14 protein-coding genes are annotated in these 18,780 nt (G+C 44.5%); 5 read left to right on the top strand and 9 right to left on the bottom strand.

Going from position 1 to position 18,780, the window contains the following annotated elements:
• The first annotated feature begins 231 nt into the window (after nucleotides 1–231).
• The 3 genes from AM1_RS27115 (at nucleotide 232) to AM1_RS27105 (ending at nucleotide 3,745) form a co-directional block, all read left to right on the top strand.
• Complete coding sequence (locus tag AM1_RS27115) at nucleotides 232–1,365, top strand: class I SAM-dependent methyltransferase (RefSeq protein ID WP_012166143.1); 1,134 nt, start codon at nucleotides 232–234, stop codon at nucleotides 1,363–1,365.
• A gap of 263 nt (nucleotides 1,366–1,628) precedes the next feature.
• On the top strand, nucleotides 1,629–3,092 hold the full coding sequence (locus tag AM1_RS27110; protein WP_012166142.1) for an FAD-dependent oxidoreductase: 1,464 nt from the start codon (nucleotides 1,629–1,631) through the stop codon (nucleotides 3,090–3,092).
• A 188-nt stretch (nucleotides 3,093–3,280) separates the two neighbouring features.
• A complete protein-coding gene (locus AM1_RS27105) occupies nucleotides 3,281–3,745 on the top strand; it encodes a peroxiredoxin (protein ID WP_041661078.1) in 465 nt (154 codons plus the stop codon).
• 51 nt (nucleotides 3,746–3,796) lie between these two features.
• On the opposite strand, the gene AM1_RS27100 is transcribed toward AM1_RS27105, so the two are convergent.
• The 4 genes from AM1_RS27100 to AM1_RS27085 all read right to left on the bottom strand — a co-directional run bounded on the left by AM1_RS27100 (nucleotide 3,797) and on the right by AM1_RS27085 (nucleotide 7,025).
• Complete coding sequence (locus tag AM1_RS27100) at nucleotides 3,797–4,345, bottom strand: Crp/Fnr family transcriptional regulator (RefSeq protein WP_238549100.1); 549 nt, start codon at nucleotides 4,343–4,345, stop codon at nucleotides 3,797–3,799.
• A 70-nt stretch (nucleotides 4,346–4,415) separates the two neighbouring features.
• Entirely contained in the window at nucleotides 4,416–5,162 is a 747-nt protein-coding gene (locus tag AM1_RS27095) for an alpha/beta fold hydrolase (RefSeq protein WP_012166139.1), read from the bottom strand.
• Between the two features lie 86 nt (nucleotides 5,163–5,248).
• Nucleotides 5,249–5,761, bottom strand: coding sequence for a flavodoxin FldA (fldA, locus tag AM1_RS27090; RefSeq protein ID WP_012166138.1), 513 nt, complete (start codon nucleotides 5,759–5,761; stop codon nucleotides 5,249–5,251).
• A 142-nt stretch (nucleotides 5,762–5,903) separates the two neighbouring features.
• Nucleotides 5,904–7,025 carry a chlorophyll a/b binding light-harvesting protein gene (locus AM1_RS27085; RefSeq protein ID WP_012166137.1) on the bottom strand — a complete coding sequence of 374 codons (1,122 nt, stop codon included), beginning with the start codon at nucleotides 7,023–7,025 and terminating at the stop codon, nucleotides 5,904–5,906.
• 701 nt (nucleotides 7,026–7,726) lie between these two features.
• Here AM1_RS27085 and AM1_RS27080 point away from each other — a divergent pair.
• Both AM1_RS27080 and AM1_RS27075 read left to right on the top strand, forming a co-directional pair.
• Entirely contained in the window at nucleotides 7,727–7,972 is a 246-nt protein-coding gene (locus AM1_RS27080) for a hypothetical protein (protein WP_012166136.1), read from the top strand.
• 465 nt (nucleotides 7,973–8,437) lie between these two features.
• Nucleotides 8,438–9,004: a hypothetical protein gene (locus tag AM1_RS27075; protein WP_012166135.1), complete on the top strand. Its 567-nt coding sequence runs from the start codon at nucleotides 8,438–8,440 to the stop codon at nucleotides 9,002–9,004.
• 41 nt (nucleotides 9,005–9,045) lie between these two features.
• On the opposite strand, the gene AM1_RS27070 is transcribed toward AM1_RS27075, so the two are convergent.
• From AM1_RS27070 to AM1_RS27045, 5 genes are all read right to left on the bottom strand, one after another.
• Nucleotides 9,046–9,984, bottom strand: coding sequence for a cytochrome b N-terminal domain-containing protein (locus tag AM1_RS27070; RefSeq protein WP_041660619.1), 939 nt, complete (start codon nucleotides 9,982–9,984; stop codon nucleotides 9,046–9,048).
• Between the two features lies 1 nt (nucleotide 9,985).
• Entirely contained in the window at nucleotides 9,986–10,315 is a 330-nt protein-coding gene (locus AM1_RS27065) for a PadR family transcriptional regulator (protein ID WP_012166133.1), read from the bottom strand.
• Between the two features lie 67 nt (nucleotides 10,316–10,382).
• Nucleotides 10,383–10,913 carry a DUF3592 domain-containing protein gene (locus AM1_RS38905; protein WP_071819970.1) on the bottom strand — a complete coding sequence of 177 codons (531 nt, stop codon included), beginning with the start codon at nucleotides 10,911–10,913 and terminating at the stop codon, nucleotides 10,383–10,385.
• Between the two features lie 154 nt (nucleotides 10,914–11,067).
• Nucleotides 11,068–16,362 (bottom strand): GAF domain-containing protein, encoded by a 5,295-nt coding sequence (locus tag AM1_RS37840; RefSeq protein ID WP_012166131.1) that lies wholly within the window; start codon nucleotides 16,360–16,362, stop codon nucleotides 11,068–11,070.
• Between the two features lie 791 nt (nucleotides 16,363–17,153).
• Nucleotides 17,154–18,764, bottom strand: a complete 1,611-nt coding sequence (locus AM1_RS27045) for a cation:proton antiporter (protein ID WP_012166130.1) — start codon at nucleotides 18,762–18,764, stop codon at nucleotides 17,154–17,156.
• Nucleotides 18,765–18,780 lie beyond the last annotated feature (16 nt).

Here is an 18,780-nt window from a genome sequence, read left to right as displayed (position 1 = left end):
GGGATAAGCTGAAACCTGCATTCTTGCGTAGAAGAATCTCAAAAATGGGCTTAACCTGAACTGGGGCTAGGTAGCAAATAGCTCTAATTTTTACATTGAATTCATCTAAATAAGTCAGACTATTTTTATCTCAAAAATTGGATTTTAATTTGTGATCTAAGCCACTTCTTTATAACTTTCCGGTACTTAGTATAAAACTTGAACCTTTAATTTACCGACAAGTTTTTGACTATGATTTTAGCACCAGAACGGAAAATCATTTCTCCTAGATTTGAGTTTAATTCTGATAATCCTTATCAGCCTTCTGTTTCTGAAACCCAGAAAAATTACATAGAAAAAATAAAATTAAATATTACCAACAAGTCATATAATCTTCAGCATTCGGCCTGTCCTTGCGGAGCAGAATCATCAGAAGATATTCTCGTTTCTGAGATTGATAGATATGGCATTCCGCTAAAATCAGTCTTATGTAATCGATGCGGAACGGTAAGATTTGATCCGTATTTAGATGAAGCTAGCCTAGCTGATTTTTATACCAACATCTATCGAAAAATGTATGCCATGGATGTTGATGACTCAGCTGATTATGGAGATTATATTGCGAGCCAAAGCAGTTATTCTGAGAAACTCCTTCAATTCGCTGGTGACTCCTTAACACCAAAAAGCCGACTGTGTGAGGTTGGTTGTGGAGGAGGAGGTAGTGTTAAATTCATGCAGGAACGGGGATATGACGCCATTGGCTGTGATTACGATGTAGCAGCCTTGCAAGCGGGTCGCCATTATGGAGTTAAACATCTTTACTATGGCGACCTAAATTCCCTGCCAGAAGAGCAAAGAAAAGCGAAGTTTGACTTAATCTATCTGCATCACGTTTTTGAACATCTTGATCAGCCACTTAATTTTCTGCAAGAGGCTCGTCAGTATCTCACCCCTAATGGGAAGATTGTCTTGATTGTGCCTGATATTAGCCGCATTGATCAGTTTGGGCATCTACCTGCTCTGGGTAATTTATTGATGTACTTACACATCGCCCATAAGTACAACTTTTCTATTGACGGATTGCATCGGATTGCAAGCCAGGTCGACTTTGCGGTTAATAAACTGGAACTTGGTAGCTCATCAAAATCTTCTTCACCCTGGTCAAGTTCTCCAGAGATTTGGATTCAGATTTCTCCAAACAGTACACAGGAAAATACCACAGTTCATCAAGAGTCCTCGTCTCGACCTTCTAGAATGCTGAACTACTTGTTGAGAACTGAAAAGCTCTTCAAGTTGGGATTATGTCGGGGTCAAATTATCTATAAAATGTCAGCTCTCGCTTCCCCTAAGAAGCTAACAACTAAGTTAAGAAGGATAATGCCCTAGTGCTCTAATCTTTAGAGTACAGCTAGCATTATGACCAGTTCTAAATCAAGGAGGGGCTGCCCCGTTTTCAGGTGTAAAGATTCTATGGAAAAGTATGGCTAGCTAATTGGAATTCATTAAAAAGTACTGCCTTTGAGTATTCACTGAATAACTGTCCCATCCCCTCGATCAATGCAAGTTTCGCTTATTGCTGCCGGTACCTGTTACCCATAAGCTATAAGCAACTGAATTCTAAACTTGCAAATCATATCTGCTTGAGTGCTATGAGTGATGGACCAGATTTCACTGCCCCACAGCATATTTATGATGTTTTGATTGTAGGGGCTGGCCCAGTTGGCTTAGCAACTGCGATCGCACTTCTAAAACGAGGCATCACGAATATTCTGGTCATCGATCAGACGCGTGAATTCCGCAGGGTGGGGCAAGTTGTTGATTTACTCCCTAATGGCTTACGAGCTATCAAATATATTGACCCAAATGCTTATGAGCAAATAAAAGCATCCCGGCTTGGCGTGAGTAAACCTTCTAGTTCTTCGGTCTCTCAATCTCAGCCAGCCCCTGCAACACAACGGTGGTGCAAAAGAAATCTGCAGGGAGACATTTTACGCTCGTTTCCCTTGGATTTTCAAAGTTGGTTTGACCGCTATGGAGAAGGACGGGTCTCCTTACCCTGGTTTAATTTACAAACTGAATTGAGAAATCTACTCCCCCCCGAAAAGGTCCTAGCCAATCATCGTTGTGTTCACATTGAGGATAGTCCTGACTGGGTGCGAGTAGATTCGACCTCGAATGCGGCGGAGTCCATAAATCCTTTTGCCCATTGGGAAATGTTGCGTTCTGGCTCGGAGCCTTCTACTACGCCTGAAACTAATCAAGCATCCATCAGTAGACGCTTTTATGCCAAGTTAGTTGTGGTTGCTGATGGAATCAACTCAACGATACGCCAAGTGCTTTATAGAAATAAAGGGTTAGAAGAATGGGCAAAACCACAATATTCTGGTTTCGCCACGATAAGTTGCTTTAAGTGTGACAATTTACCAGATTCCATACTCGACACTTTAGAGACTCGATATTTGCAAGGAGCAAAGGTCGTTACCCTTAAGAATGATTCAGCTCAATTAGATACTCCAGAATCAGAACAGACCCGTGTGAGTTTGATCCGTATTTCTGATACAGCAATAGGCTATGCCATTACCAGTCCAATTCATTTGGATGTATTGCAACAGAGTTCGCCTGCAGAAGTTCTCGATTTAGGACTGAAAATTTTAAGAGATGCTGGTTTTCTGCCCATTTTCTCTGAAATTGTAGAGTTGTCAGCCCCTGAAAAAGTGTTTTATCGCCCCTACTTTATCCATCCAATCGCAAGCCTAAAGGATGTGCAGTCGATTTGGTGTCATGGACGGGCAGTTCTCGTTGGTGATGCAGCCCATGGAATGCCTCCGTTTATGGCCCAAGGGGCTAATCAAGGGCTGGAAGATGCAGCTGTGGTTAGCACTTATATTGTTCAGCTGATTCAGGACAACGGGTTGGATGATAGGACTGCGATCGCCAATGCATTTCATCAATATGAGAACATTCGTAGGCCTTTGATAGAACAAGTCCAATCTGGAGTTCAATCTGGAAAGATGAACTGTAACCAATGGTCTCAACTACAGTGGGATAACTTTAATGAAATTCTTCATCGGCGCGAATATCCATCCTCCACTACCCTAGGAAAGCTGGGATAGAAAATGGGATGGAGCTAAACCTGCAGGGTATGACTCATCTAAAAAATCAGATCGGGTAAGACAGGAACCATGCCGATTGTGTAGAACGGAGAACCACTATGGTGCACCCTCTAGGTCTCTATAATTGGGATGAGATTTCTCTGATAGCATTGGGAGAAGAGCAAAAGTCTCACATTCAAACCAAATCAATGGCAATCAAAGTTGGTAACTCAGTTCCCGATGTAACTCTCCAAACCCCGACAGGAGAAACCGTTAGCCTTAAAAACTTCTTAGGGGAAAAGATTGTTGTCCTCTATTTTTATCCCAAAGATGATACCCCTGGCTGTACGAAAGAGGCCTGCGGTTTTCGGGATAGTTATACCGTTTTTCAAGAAGCGGGGGCAGAGGTGATTGGCGTCAGTAACGACACCCCAAATTCCCATCAACAGTTTGCCAATAAGTACCAACTCCCCTTTACCTTATTGAGCGATGGAGCCAATCAAGCCCGTAAGGCCTTTGGGGTTCCCTCTACATTAGGATTATTACCTGGCCGAGTGACCTATGTGATTGATACTGACGGCGTTGTTCGTCATATTTTTAATTCGCAGTTGAACTTCCAGGGCCATATTGATGAGTCCCTCAAGATAGTCCAATCTCTGACAAAAGATGCTTGATTAAAATCGTTGCTGGCAAGCAAACCTAAATTAAAAGCCTTGCCATGGTAGTTAGGATGGCTTCAACAGTACAAACTGACGTCGGCGAGACCATGATAGAACGCCCTGTTGCTCCAAATCACCTATCAGTCGAGTGGCTGTAACTCTCGTGACATTAGCGGTTTCTGCTAGCTCTTGATGAGTGATGGGCAAGGTTGTGCATGTTCCTGTGGGAGTTATATAGCCAAAACGTTGGGCCAACCATTGAAGCAAGCTTAATAACCGATCGTCTGCTCGTTTAATACTAATGATTTTAAGCAGAATGGTGAGTTGCTGGGCATGACTGAGAATAGCTTCAGGATTATTCCATTGATTAGAGACTTGGGACGTTGCTTCAACGGTTCCTAAGGTCTGGATCATATAAGGTGTAACGTTTGACAGCGATTGCCCAACGATATCTCCGGTTCCCCAAATTCCCAAGGTGGTGATATTGCCATTGGAATCCCAGGTATAGGTTCTCACAAGCCCTCGCTTAATTTGCCATAATTCTTGCGATTCAGAGGGTAAAAAGGCTCGATCTGAGAAGAAGGACGATTGCAAACCACTAGACTGAGAGTGCATAAACGAAGAAAAAGGAGCGGTAGATAGTGAAGAAACCATCAGACAACCAAAGTAAAAAACTGATGCTGAATTAAACGGAGCAAACATCCCAAGTTTCAGATGGAATAGGAGGCTCTGATTTGATTTGCCAAAAGTCCAGAATTTGTTCTGCGATGGGCTGCGGATGAAAACAGTGGAAAAAGTGGTAACCGCTCTTGCATTGCCATATGCGATCGCATCCTTTCATCCAACGCTGCCATTCCTTCAAAGCCTGGCTATCGACTACAGGATCATTTTTACTGCCACAAACAAATAGGGGCATTGATACACCGCTAGGGGGCAAACTGTAGCGTTGAAATAGGGAATGAGGTGAAGGAGAAACCATCATTTCCTTTTCCAATAGCCGACTGAGGTAGCAAGTGACGGTTGAATTTTGTTCACCAAATAGATCGGGAATCAGCTGAGTTAGAATCTGACGACGGTTGCTAGGCATAAATTGGAGATGAAAATAATAGTGGGCCATCCAGTCTAGGGTGGCTGATGCGCCAACCCCCAGTATTGTGAGGGACCGAACATTCTGTGGGCATTGACGTGCATACATTAGGCTCACTAACCCACCTGTGCCATGCCCCATTAAATGAATAGGATGGTCAAAATTTTGGATATATTCATGCAGGAGACCCACCGCTGTACTCAGGGAGCTGGGTTCATCCGCAGTTTGTTGGTACTGCCACTGAGCAATCGTTTTGTGTTTGCTCAAGCGATCCAGTAGGGGTTGGTCAAAACGTTTGAGATAGGGACTAGTCGTTGTCCAGACAGCATCAATGGAGTGAGTCATTTATTTCGTCGCAAATGGAGTAAAGAAGAACTCTAAAAAGGGGAGATGAAGGGCCAGGAATAAGCCCTGACCCGGCTTTTGGAACCCTATATTCCGAATTCTGTTTTAACTTGGGCAACCCAAGCTTCAATGCGTTCATCAGAGAGTTCAGACTGGTTATCTTCATCCAGTGCCAAACCACAAAATTTTCCGCCTCTGTCTGCCTTAGAACCATCAAATTCATACCCATCCGTTGACCAATAGCCAACGGTTTGGCCACCCTTTTCAGAGATTTTTGCCTCAATCATGCCGATGGCATCCATATAGTTATCGGCATAGCCCACTTGATCACCGGTACCAAAATACGCCACTTTCTTGCCGGAAAAATCAATGCTGTCTAGATTAGGAAAAAATGCGTCCCAATCACTTTGCAGTTCACCGATATCCCAAGTCGGACAACCAATCAACAAGAAGTTGTAACTGGAAAAGTCATCGTTTTCAGCATCTGGGATTTCGATCAGAGTAACAACATCTTCCCCACCAAAGGCTTCTTGAATTTTTTCAGCTGCTTCCGCTGTTTTTCCAGTGGTTGTGCCAAAGAACATTCCGATTTGTGTCATATCTACTCCAAAGGATTACTACAAAAGAACTAAGTTTCGTTACGATAAAAATGGCAAGAGCGTGAAGCGCCCAGGTTGTTCACGCTCTTACCGTGGCGCTCTTATTCAACTGAGTTGAATAGGGTTAAAAACCTATGCAGATTTAATTTTCGGCCGTCTGCGCAGGTGGAGTAGTTGCCGGAACAGGTGCCATAGCATTCTTCGATTGCTTGGGTTTGGCAGATGTTACCTGTTCATCGTAAGTCAATGAATTAAGGAACTTATCGACGGATCTAAAGTCAAAACCAAGACCTCTCAGGGCATGCCAAAGATGACCTTGGAGGAAATAGAATGCCAAGATATAGGTAGCATTAGATAGCCAACAACGGGCGGAATGGATACCGTAAGGAAGGTCTACCGTATCTGCAAAGTAGGGTGTAAAGCCAAACTTGATTTGCAAGGCCGGTCCGTAAAATTCTTCTGGCCACACATAGGTATTAACCGAACACCAATAGGCAGAGAGAAAACCGAAGAAAGCCACTGCTCCCAGAGAATAGGACAATATCGCTTCTCCATTAACAGGGACGCGCTTCTTAGCCCAAGGAAGCATGGGAACAAGCAAGTGAAAAATCCCACCGACAATATCTAGAGCAGCAATAAAAATATGGCCCCCAACAATATCTTCCAAATTATCTACACTGTCGAAATGGGTTTGATAACCAAAAATAACTGAGGGACTGAGAGTTGGATCCGTGACTAGACGAACCTCTTGTAAGTCAGGATCGTAGAGTCCTCCCCAAAACATGGCCCAACCCACAAATAAGAGCGCATATAGGCCCAGAATGAGAAGATGATGCCCTAATATCCGCCCCAATTGAGCTGTATCATCCCACTCGAAATGATAGGTACGAGCTGCACCCGAAGCATCACTGAGATCAAGCGGCGCTTTCAGGATGTGGAACAACGCGCCAGCGCCCAGAACGGCCCCAGCGATAATGTGGACCATACCCACTGCAACTAGTTGTTGCGGATCATTCAAAATTCCACCAGACCCAAAACCAATGCCTTCAGCAGCCAGGTGAGGGAGGAGCACAAGTCCCTGATCCCACATGGGAGATTCAGTGGAATACCGACCCAGTTCAAATAACGTAAAACCACCAGCCCAAACTGATATCAAGCCAGCATGGCCCGCATGGGCGGAAATAAATAATCCTGAAGAGTTCGCTACGCGGGAATTACCTGCCCACCAGCCATAGGTAACTTCAGGGTTACCGTAGTTTTGCATAGGAAAGTCTCCTTCCTTTTTGAATGTCCATATTTATCGCTCTGTTATGAGCATTGCGAAAGATTTTAAGTAAAGGCCAGAGGTTGAAGGAACCAACCTCTGACATAGATGTGAGGGCTGTGCTAACAAAAGGAATGCCGTTTCCGACGGATGTTTTTTTAGCTAGCGTTTTGGTACAACGTCTTCTTGCTAACCAGTCCTAGGGTAGGTTTGAAACCAAGAATGGTTGGCTTAGATATTTTATTGAGAATTTAAGTCAATAAGACTCTTTCGCTATTTAAGCAGGCATTGCCAATAATGGCAATAAGCTTAGGGCTCTTTTTAAAAATTTTTCTCTGGATTGACGATGAAAGAACTAATAAGTCTTTCATTATAGGGAGCTTATCACTATCCAATTTGTAGATAGTGATAAGCTTTGAGTAAGCTGATCAAAGCAATATCAATGGAATCTAATTGAGAAATTATCTATAAAATTGGATCTTCCAAGGTCTATATTGAGGGTCTAATCGGAAACCTTTAGGTCGACATCATGTATGAAACCCTGCTGAAAGACTTATATATCAACTGTTTCATCCCTCGAATGCTTAAAGTCAATCTGAAAAAAACCTGAAGTTTTGAGCAATCATTTTTCTTTTTAATGAGAGTTGATGTGAATAAACGGTAGGATGATTCCAGCTCTGTTGAAAATTTAAGTGACTACAATGAAACGTTCCAAATCAGTTGAGTTATTTCTTGCCTTAGGTTTATCGGCTACCCTTTTTGCCTGTGATGGTGGCACAACAAATGGTGAAGGTGGTGAACAAGAAAGCCCCAGCCCAGCTGTGGAAAGCCCTGCAGATGATGGTGGCGAAGGCGGAGAAGATGGTTCCACCGATGATGGTGGAGAAGGTGGAGAAGATGGTTCCTCTGATGATGGTGGAGAAGGTGGAGAAGGTGGAGAGGGATAAGCGTCCTCTGTCTTCATGGTTTTAATAAGGTTTTGTTCCTAATTGACAATACTGGAACTTCCCCCTCATTCTCATTACTCCTGTTGGGTTTCGAAAATGAGGGGGATTTATTGTGTTCGCAATGATAGTGAGGATATTTGCTGCCAATGCGTGTAGAATTTCTCTCTAAGATGGTGTTCTTGTGAATGATAAAGATGGATTGGATTGTTGCTTCTCTTGGATATTTAACCCACTACCATCGAGAGTTGTTTGATTAAGAATCAGTGAATTCGCTATGGGCCATGCTGTTTGTTTTTGCTAGCATCTGGCTTTAAGCTCTAACTGAGAAACGATAAAGGTGTCAGTGTATGGGGTACTTTCCTGGCAAATCTCCAATCCCCCTTTGTTGTCCTGCATTCCGTAACAATATTCACTTATGAGAATGAAATTTGTTACTTTGGGTAAGAGTATTCTGTAGGCTAAGCCATGACGATTGGCCCCACCCTAATCCAAAACTCTCACAAAATTGGTGAGCGTTTGTGCGCGTCAGATCTGATTACGCCCCATCAACTAGAGACTGCCCTTTATGAGCAGCGGCTGTATGAAATGATGCGCTTGGGTGAGATTCTGACACTCCATGGGTGGGTTCAACAACAAACGGCTGACTTTTTTGGTGATCAGTGGCCCTACCCAGATACTCAAGCAGAGCCAGTTCCCATTGGTAGCTATTTTCGTCGGGCTGGACTGATTGATCGAAACATGGTCGATGCTATCTTGGCAGCCCAGAAAAAGACAGGGTTACGGTTTGGAGCCCTTGCCGTTCTGAATGGCTATATTCGACAAGCCACCTTGGATTTTTTCGTTGAGCAGTTTTATCCAGAACATATTGGGGAACCCCCCTACATGATTATTGATCCGGATAGTCTCACGGATGTGAGTGTCAATCCGTTTATTCAGTTTGACCCCAATGAAGAAATGCCTTCGGCTTCAGAGGCTAATCAGGCCAATGAGTCCCCTCCCACGTCTGACAACGGAGTGCATTGGCTTGATTAATTGGATCCCTTTTGGGCGTAGACTATTGAGTTTCTAAACAACTAAACTGTGCTGGTATCTTCTGAAGAACACCAGCTCCCAGGAGCAATTTGAGCCCATGATTTTTCTTGGAAGATATGGGCTGCGAGATGAATAATAGACAGAAGCAGGGCTGCGATCGCAAGTACGTAGCTGTGCAATGTATACATATGCTGCAGCGTCAGGGTATTGATAGCGCTCCCACCGGCTAGGACCTCCCGGAGAAATGAGCCTGCAGGCAAGGATCCAATAATGTTGAGCTCAATCTTAAATCGCCAGAACCCGATCTGGTCCCAATTGAGAATAATGGCGGTCCAGCTAAGACCTATTGTTGCTAGGGCTAGGCAAATACCGCTAATCCAAGCCGTTAACCAAGATCTCATAAACTGTCGCCCCAAAAACATAACGACAATTTGGACTAAAGCCAGAACTATGAGGCCATTCCCAGCAATATTATGTAAGCTGAGGATAAGATTGCCGTTGGTGATGTGATATGCGATCGCATACAACGATGCATGAGCACCAATCGCTGTCGGTTGATAGTAGAACGCCAGCATGACGCCCGTAAGCGCTGCTAGACCACATAGGGTTAATTCCGCCACGGCTAAAAGCGTCGCTATCCTTTGCAGAATAAAATAGGTACGATTAATTTGTAGAGATTGGGTTACGTTCTCGGTCTGGCCCAAGGCAAGAGCCTTATCCCTATCACCTTGCCGAGTCGATAGCTGGTTTCGGCTTTGAATCACGGTCTTACATCCAGCCATAGCTACAATGTAGATGCCAAAATACAGCAATCGCCATCTGAATATCAGACTGGCAAGTCCCTTGGCATAGCGTTGTTGCAGTTGCTCCCGAGAAGAGACAATGGCTCTCAACCAGTCCTGATACTCTTGCCATACTTGAGGAAACTGACGAGCAAACCGTCCTGTTTTACCTGCAAGCTCTAAGTCCTTCTCATTCATATCATGCCCCTTCTGTTTCAGGTATCCAGGCTGATACCCCAGCTAATAGTTCTTGTTTAAGATCTAATGCTCTAATGCCTACATCAGTAATCCGGTAATACTTCCGTCTTGCCCCACTATGCTCTTCTGGAGGCTCATCTCCCCATTCCGACTGGACGAGTCCTTTATGCTCTAATTTCTTCAAATTGGGATAGAGGGAATTAAAACCAATCTGCTTTCCCCCACTATTTTCAATAGCAGCTAGAATCTCAAGACCATAACGTCTATGTAATCGTAAGGCCGCTAAGATGACCTCCTGATTAGGTGTCAAACGTAAGTTGAGTTCTGACATATTGGACCTAAGTAGTCTGGGTTACTATATTCAAAAATAGCACTATATTCATAAAATAGATATAGTGCTATTCCATATCGGAAGCATGGCGATGAGGGTTTCTATCTAAAGGATCCATCCATAATCCAACTAACCCCAGGCCACAAAAACCCAGCCCTCCTAAGCCTGCTGCGATCCACACTATCTGCAGTAAGGAATAGCCTCGTTCCACCACAACTTCTGATGGGGTATTGGGATTGTAATAGACCTGCACAGAATCTCCCTTTTTTAATCGGTTTACAATCTCAGCCACATCTCCACCTCCTGCTTTATAAGAGTTGCGATGGGACGTATAAGACTTTCCATTGACCCAATATCGATATTTAAATTTGTAGTTGAGATGAGTTTTAGTATCTCCACTCGGTGTCCGAATTGTTTCCGATTGTTCAACGAGAGCTGTTGTGGATGTCCAGCTTTCTGACTGATGTCCTTTCTGAAGGTACAGCCCCCGTAGTAAATGGGCACAAAAGAGAAGCCTGCGACAACACCGATCACAACTAGGGATTGTAATGTTTGAGTGGTACTGTATCTGGCCATGTATCAAGAACAGATGGGGCATTTATTCAGCACAGATAGCAAGACACCCATATGCCGTTACTTGCCAGAGCAAACTGAATAGATTGAGAGAACGGATTGCCTGTGAGCATTAGGTGATCACTTCTCAGGAGACTTCCGGTACCTGTTGATTAGCTTACCCATTTAATTCAGAGGGCTTATTCAGTAGATTCTTGAGGGGGTTCAGTAGATTCTTGGAGGGGCGGGGAAAGGAGAGGATGAGTCACCGCTAATATTTCGTCATAACGAAACTCATGCACTAGATGCCTAAGGGCTTCTTGTAAGGGTTGATTGGTCTCATCAAGCTCATCCAGGAGAAGTTCAACCATGTGTTGGTCGAGGTTGTTGGTCGCTTGATGTAATTGAACTAGCCAAGGGTGAGGCATTTGAGCGAGCTGCTCCACATTGAGGGTAGGAATCGTTGATTTGAGCAGTTCCTTCTCTTGATACTGATACTGCACTTCTAAATGAAGGGCCATTTTCTCGAAAATACTGGCTTCTCGATAGGGTTTATGGACAAAGTCATCACACCCTGCTTGTAGTGCCAAGTCACGATCTTCATCAAAGGCATTAGCAGTTAAGGCAATGACTACTGGGGGTGTCTCCAGCTGCTTGATCAAACGAGTAGCGCTCAGACCATCTAAAACAGGTAACCGCAAATCCATCCAAACTAAATGGGGTTGCCATGATTGGCACAGTGCAATGGCTACTTCACCATTCTCGGCAGCCTTCACGGTAAAACCTACGGTTACCAGTAAGGTTACCAACAGCTCACGACTATCGACATTGTCTTCTACCACTAAAATTCGATAGTGAGGTTGTCCCGGTAAGAGTTGCATGACCTGACGATGGGAACCAAGTTGCTTTTTCTGCAGGACAGTTTCAACCACGATATTAAACGTTAACGTAGTTCCCTGATTATGGATACTGTGGGCAGTAAGATTACCCCCCATGATCTGTACAAACTGCCGACTAATGGCTAAGCCTAAACCCGTCCCTTCTTGGGATTGACGCCCGGTTTCTGTCTGAGCAAACGGTTCAAATAACAACTTAAGTTCTTCTGGGGCAATGCCGGACCCGGTATCTGAAACCGTAAACCGGACGTCTAATAATGGAGGAACTCCAGCCCCCTCTGGGGTATCTAAGGTATTAGACTCTAGGCATAACTGGACATGACCACTGGTCGTAAATTTAATGGCATTACTCAATAAATTCATTAATACCTGACGGAGTTTGCCTGGATCGGTCCGAATGTAGTGAGGGGGGGTAAGTCCACGATCAAATATCAGTTTTAGACCTTTTTTCTCTGCTTTAAGGCCAAGCATATTTTCCACGGTATCTAGAAGCAACGGTAGATCTACAATTTGGGAACGTAGAGAAGACCGTCCTGCCTCAATTTTGGACATGGTGAGAACATCGTTGATTAAGGCCAGCAGATGTTCACCACTGCGATTAATAATTTCGAGCTGCTCTAGCTGATAGTTTGGGGTGCTGGGGTCGCGACTAATCAACTGGCTAAAACCAAGGATGGCATTTAATGGTGTCCTCAGTTCATGGCTCATATTTGCTAGAAAAATACTCTTGGCTCGATTAGCCTGTTCTGCTTTCCTTTGAGCTGTTTCGGCTTCCTGTTTAGCCTTCGCTAACTGTTGATTATTGAAGGTTAATTCTTGACTTCGAACGGATAAAACATGACGTTGGTGTTGCTCTTTCAGCAAGAGTTCCGCTTGATAGAGGGCAATACCAAGCTGATTCGCAATCTTTTGCACAAATTCTATTTCATCAGGCTGCCAAGACCGTGGCCCTGAACATTGATGAATACAGAGTAATCCCCACAAATTATCTCCCTGAAGGAGAGGCAAAACCAAGTTGGCACGAATATGGAACAGGTCCAAAATCTCGATATGGCACTCACTGAGACCGGCATCATAGATATCAGCAACAGCTTGAAAGCGACCGTTCTGATACTGAGTTGCATATTCATCACCAAAGCATTGGTCTCGAACTTGTGCTGTGAGGGCAGACGGAAACTCTGGGAGTACTTCTTCCGCAACCATCATGCCTTGAGAGTAGCCAGCATCCTCTATAAACCGATAGATGCAGACGCGATCTACAGCCAGTAATTTCCGTACCTGGGTCACAGCAGTGCGAAAAATTAACTGGGGTTCTAGACTTTGCCGAATTTGCCGAACAATTTGCTCTAATAGTTCAGCTTTTTCGAGTTGCTTGGCTAAAGCCTTTTCCGCCTGATTTCGATTAACGATCTCTTCTTGAAGACGATGATTCTGAAGATTCAAATTCTGACGCTGCTTCTGTTCATCCGCTAATAAATCAGCATGGGCAACGGCAATCCCCAGCTGAGCCGCAACTGCTCCCAATAGAGAGATTTCATCTTTGGTCCAATTCCGTCGGCGCTCGCATTGGTCGAGGAAAATAATGCCATTCGGATGATGTTTAAAAGCCGTTCTAACGCTGAGATAAGCTCCAATTCTAAGGGAAGTTGATAACAGTTCTTTCTCTGTTGTTGAAAGGCTAGGCTCTTGCCAAATATCAGACACAGCATGTACTCGATCATTCGCAAGTAACTTTATGAAACGAGGATGATCTGAGGTGGGAAGAGGATCAGAAAGAGCGGCTTCCCATTCGGGGTGTGCATAGGCTTGGGCGGAGAGAATGAGTTGTGAATTTGGCTGGTCCGAGTAGGTAAAAAATGAACATCGGCTCACTTGGAATAGATCACGAAGCTGATCTACAGCAGATTTCAAAAGGACATCAAGATCGAGGCTTCGACGAATTTGGTTGGTAATCTCGGATAAGACCTGTTCTCGTTGGAGCTGCTGTTGCAGCTCGGTTTCGATCTGAATTCGCTCTGTGATGTCTTCTGAGGTTCCCAAAAGACCCACGACTTGCCCTTTAAGGTTATGAAGGGGGACTTTATTGGTATCCAACCAAGTTTTGGTCCCGTCGGCCCGCAGGTGAGTTTCAAGCACATGGAATTGAGGTTGCTTGGAGTTCATGACCTCTAGATCAGAGAGACGATGCCATTCAGCTTCTTCCGATGACCAAGGCATTTCTTGATCCGTTTTGCCAATAATATCTTCTGCAGTGTTAAAACCTGCTTCTTGGGCAAAAGCTTGATTACACCCTAAATAGCGGGAGGCCTTGTCCTTCCAAAAGATTGCCTGGGGAATAGAATCCATCACAAGTTTGAGAAGGGTCTGTGTTTGTTTCTTCTCTTCGATTTCAGTTTGCAGCTGTTGGTTCTTTTGGGAGAGTTGTGCTCGCTGTTGGAGTTCTTGGGCCAGCAAGTTGGCATGAGCTAGGGCAATGCCAACTTCTGTGGCGACTGCAGCGAGTAAGTCTACTTCCTCAAGGGTCCAATCCCGGATGCGATCGCATTGGCTAATCGTAATCGCACCATTCACATCACCTTGATAAGACGTACGAATACTAACCATGGATTGAATGGACAGTGCGTTAACCATTGGTAAACCGTTGGCCAATAATGGATCAGATTGAACCTGGGGGCTGACAATGGCTTCTGATTGGCTTACCAGTCGTCGTGCATACTCATGGTCGGCCAAGCGGACAATCTCTGGGCCACGATCAGGATAATCCGCTTCATAGTCATGAAACATCAAAGAAAAATGAGGTTCATCCGTAGCACTATAGATATAAATGTTGCATCGACTCGCTTTGAGAGCACGACGAATTTCTACCACTGCCGTTTCAAAAACATGCAGGCTATCCAGACTTTCGTGAACCTTCTGAGCGATTTTTCCCAACAATTGTGATCGCTGTAACTCTTGAGCTAAAGCCCGATCGCTTTGTTGACGTTCTACTAACTCTTGCTGCAACTGTATGGCTAAATCAGCTTGTTGAACTGCAACCGCAAATTGATTGGCCACTTGCTGCAGAAATAATGCTTCATCTGGCTGCCACACCCGATGGTATTCACAGGCATGAACAACCAACAGCCCCCACAATCGGCTGTGGCCATGATCTTGGGACTGTACAATAGGGGCCACAATTTTAGATTTGACTTGAGCTGGCAGCCAGAATTGCTTTAGACATTGACTCCAGTCATCTTGGTCCACATCCAAAACGATTCGAGGTTGTCTGTGGAGATAAAATTCATAATATTCAGGTGGAAAATCTTGATCTTCCCCGTCTAACTCTTCCATTGCAGGATAGTTCGGGAGAACAGATTCCTCGAGAATGATGCCGCCACCCCCTGGCATCAAGCGAAACAGCAAGGCTCGATCAGCACCAACAGCCTGACGGACTTGATGGACAACAATAGACTGGAGTTCCTTGAGATCTGTGGTGCTATGGATCTCTTGGGTGATGAGTCGGAGGAGTCGTTCCTGCTTAATTTGTTGGCTTAATTCTGCTTCCGCTTGCTCCTTATGCTTAAGTTCCTGTTGAAGTCGCTGATTCTGTTGTTTTAAGAGTTGGACTTGATCGTTGGCATGGTTAATATCTTCTAGCGACTGTTGGGTCTCTATGCCGTAACTTTGACCCTGCAACAAGTCAACTTTTTCTAGTCTTAACTGCTTAACCTGCCCTTGCAGAGCTTCTGTTAAAGCGTTCGTCGCCAATGGATCAAATAAATGGAGCAGATCATCTTGATTGACAATCCCCAAAATTTGATTTGAATCAACCACCACCATCCGGCGAATGTGATGGTGATGCATTTGTTGATACACCGACCACAAACTATCCTTAGGATTGACTGAAAATAGCGGGCTACTCATCACCTGCTCAACGAAGGTGGTGGTCATTGGTATCCCTAAGGTTTGTAGCTGTAAAATATCTCGTTCAGTGATGATGCCAATGAGTTGTGTCATTTGCTGTTTCTGACAAGTAACCACTGCACAACTCGTATGGTGAGCATGCATTTGACAGGCAACTTCTAAGATCGACATGGAGGGGGCTGCACAAACCACTTCAGTAGACATCACGGCCGGCACAGACCATAGTTGCAAAAAGTTGGTTGCTTCAATTGCCTGACAAAGGGTGCCCAAAGTAACGATTCCCAGCACTTTTTGCTGGGGAGTCACCACAGGTAAATGCTGTACCTTCGCCCTCCTCATTAAAAAAAGAGGGACAGAAATATCTCGGCACTGTTCTGGAGAAATTGTGACTGGCAAGTCACGAAGGACATCCCCAATGTTGGCATGGGCAAGATCATGTCCCTCCACCATCAATTGAACTAGATCTCGTTCAGTAAAAACCCCCGCCAGCCGTCCTGATGAATGGGTTACGATGGCACAGCTCGCTTGAAGCAAGGATTCCTTTGGGTCTACGGGAAATGCACAGGCTGCCCCATAAAGCTGGCTCATCTGCTTCAAGACCGACATCACAGGCGTATCGACAGTCACGGTTAGTGGCTGGGGGTTAATGATGCTGGTTGATACGGGTTGCCAAGTTACAGGCCAGCGCGATCCCATAGTCAGCTTCTTCCTGAAGGGGGCGTCAAGGTAAATCGTAAGAGTCCATCACCCATGGTTGTGATGCACTGTCCCTAGCATTCCCCAGACTGATTAAAAACATCAGAAAAAAAGAACTTAATTTTAGACAAGAAGAAAATGTATTCGATCTATTGGGCGAGGGACAGAAGCACCATGGAGAAATAGAATATTAATTAACTGTTGAAGCTCAGCTACCAACATTGCTCTGAGCAGACAAGAAGGCTGCTGAATGAGATAAGAGGATGTTGACTTATAATTTATTTAACTATACTCACTATGAGTTTATTTTTACTAAAATCAAGGTAATCTTAATGGAATTTCTTGCCTTTTATCAAAAATTAAACTCAATCTAGACCTTACTTCTATAAGCTAGCAATCTAAAATCAGGTATATCCGTATTTCATGCCAGCAGGAGGTTATAACAGAACCTATAAAAAACAATTTTCTTTAACAGAATGTCATAGAAATCATATTCCCCAATTTTTTAGTAGCTTCTTTAGCTTTACTAAACCCAAAACTTAACTACTATATCTAGGTAAATTTAACTATAAAATAATCTAATATATCAATTATTTAATTTAATAGCAGATTCACTAGAACAAGAGCATCGCCTACAATAAATAAATTACTAATAAAGTAAATTCATAGCTAGCTTATTTACGTCCAGAAAGAGTATCTATCTTGAGCGAAAACCTAAAGGACAATTCAAAATCAGATTATCCGTATACCTATCTAGTCAAATTGTTTTCATGCTGAATAAAATTCTTTGGCTAGCAAATAGGTTTAGAGGTAGAACGATCGGGTTCGACCAACATCACTGGAATAGTGCTGGTTGCTAATACAGCTCTAGAGACAGAACCGATAAAGACTTGTTGCCAAGGTCGATGCCCCCGTTTGCCCATGATGATTTCATCTGCTTGATATTGCTGTGCAGACTTGAGAAGTACATCTGATACCGTTCCGGCGATCATTACAAATTGGTGGGGCACATCTAATAACAATCGACTGATTTGGGTTTCTAAAGTCTGGGTCGATGCGGTGGGCTCACCTTGGAGGGCATGGACGACGATCACTTCAGCTTGACAACGGCGAGCGATTTCAGCTGTTTTCGTTAACACGAGAACCGCTAATTCTGAAGTATCCACTGCGGCTAACAGGATAGTCTTACGATTGACCGTTACTTTAGTGGGATCAATGGGATCTTGAGTCAGTAATCTAGGTGCAAAGGCAGGAATAGCCCAAGCACCAAAAGGAGCCGTGATCAGGATGGATAGAGCGGCAACCGCAAGAATAATGTCGCCTCCGTCTAGATTGAGACTGAGGGGTACAGCACCGATGGCTGCCTGAACGGTCGCTTTGGCTGAATTGCCCGGTAGGAGAAACAATCGCTCTTTCCAGTTCCAATTGCTACGGTAGGTGGATAAGGCCCACCCCAGCGTTCGGCCAAACACAATACCAATTACCAATATTAGTAGTGCTGGCCAAAAAGTTTTGCTCAAAACTTGAAGCTGGATGCTAGCTCCCATAAGAACAAACAAGACGATTTCAGCACCGACCCACAAGGTATTAAACCCGATACGCATGCGTCGTGCCAGGGGAGGAGAAAACTCAATTATAAAAAAACCAAAGGCCATCACTGCCAGGTAGCCAGAATAAATGGGTAAGAAACGGTTGCCAACCACCAGCAAGAGGGCAAGACAGGCCGCGACAAGCACTTCTTGCACCTGAGTTTCCAACCACAATAATTGGGTCAAGAGAAGGGTAAATAATCGGGCAAAGCCATAGCCAAATAATGCACCGACACCAATTTGCATTACAACTTGTAGGGGAAGCAGGGCCAGCCCATTGCTTTGCTCCTGAGCCAGGAAATTGATCAACAAGCTAAAGACCAGGAGGATAAAGACATCTGATAAAGCGCTCCCTGTCAAGATGGCATCAGCGATACCCTTACCTACGCCCCACCCTAGATTTTTCAGCCGCAGCATTGCCGGAACGATAACTGCAGGAGATTCAGCACTAATGATGCATCCTAAAAGTAGTCCTGTAGCCCAGTTAAATTGAAAGAGCACCATCGCGGTTACGGTGATTGCGATCGCTTCACACATCGCAGGAAGAAACCCCAATCGCAACGCCACGCTTCCTTGTTGCTGGAGCTTGTCCCGGTCGAGTCCCAGCCCTGCCCGCATTAAAATCACCATAACGGCGAACTGACGCAACTCGGACGCATTGGCCAGCATATCAGTGCTAATGCGATTCAGACCTTCAGGCCCCAGGAGAATACCGACTAGAATCATGCCAATTAGGCCTGGTGCTCCTAGGCGTTTGGCTAATTGTCCAGCCCCAAACCCGACTAGCAGAACCCAAATTGTACTTTCTAGCATCCCCAATCCTATCTAT

This window comes from Acaryochloris marina MBIC11017, assembly GCF_000018105.1.
Classification (GTDB): domain Bacteria; phylum Cyanobacteriota; class Cyanobacteriia; order Thermosynechococcales; family Thermosynechococcaceae; genus Acaryochloris; species Acaryochloris marina.
The sequence above is the reverse complement of the archived record's forward strand: the minus strand, read 5'-3'. Positions and strand labels throughout refer to the sequence as shown.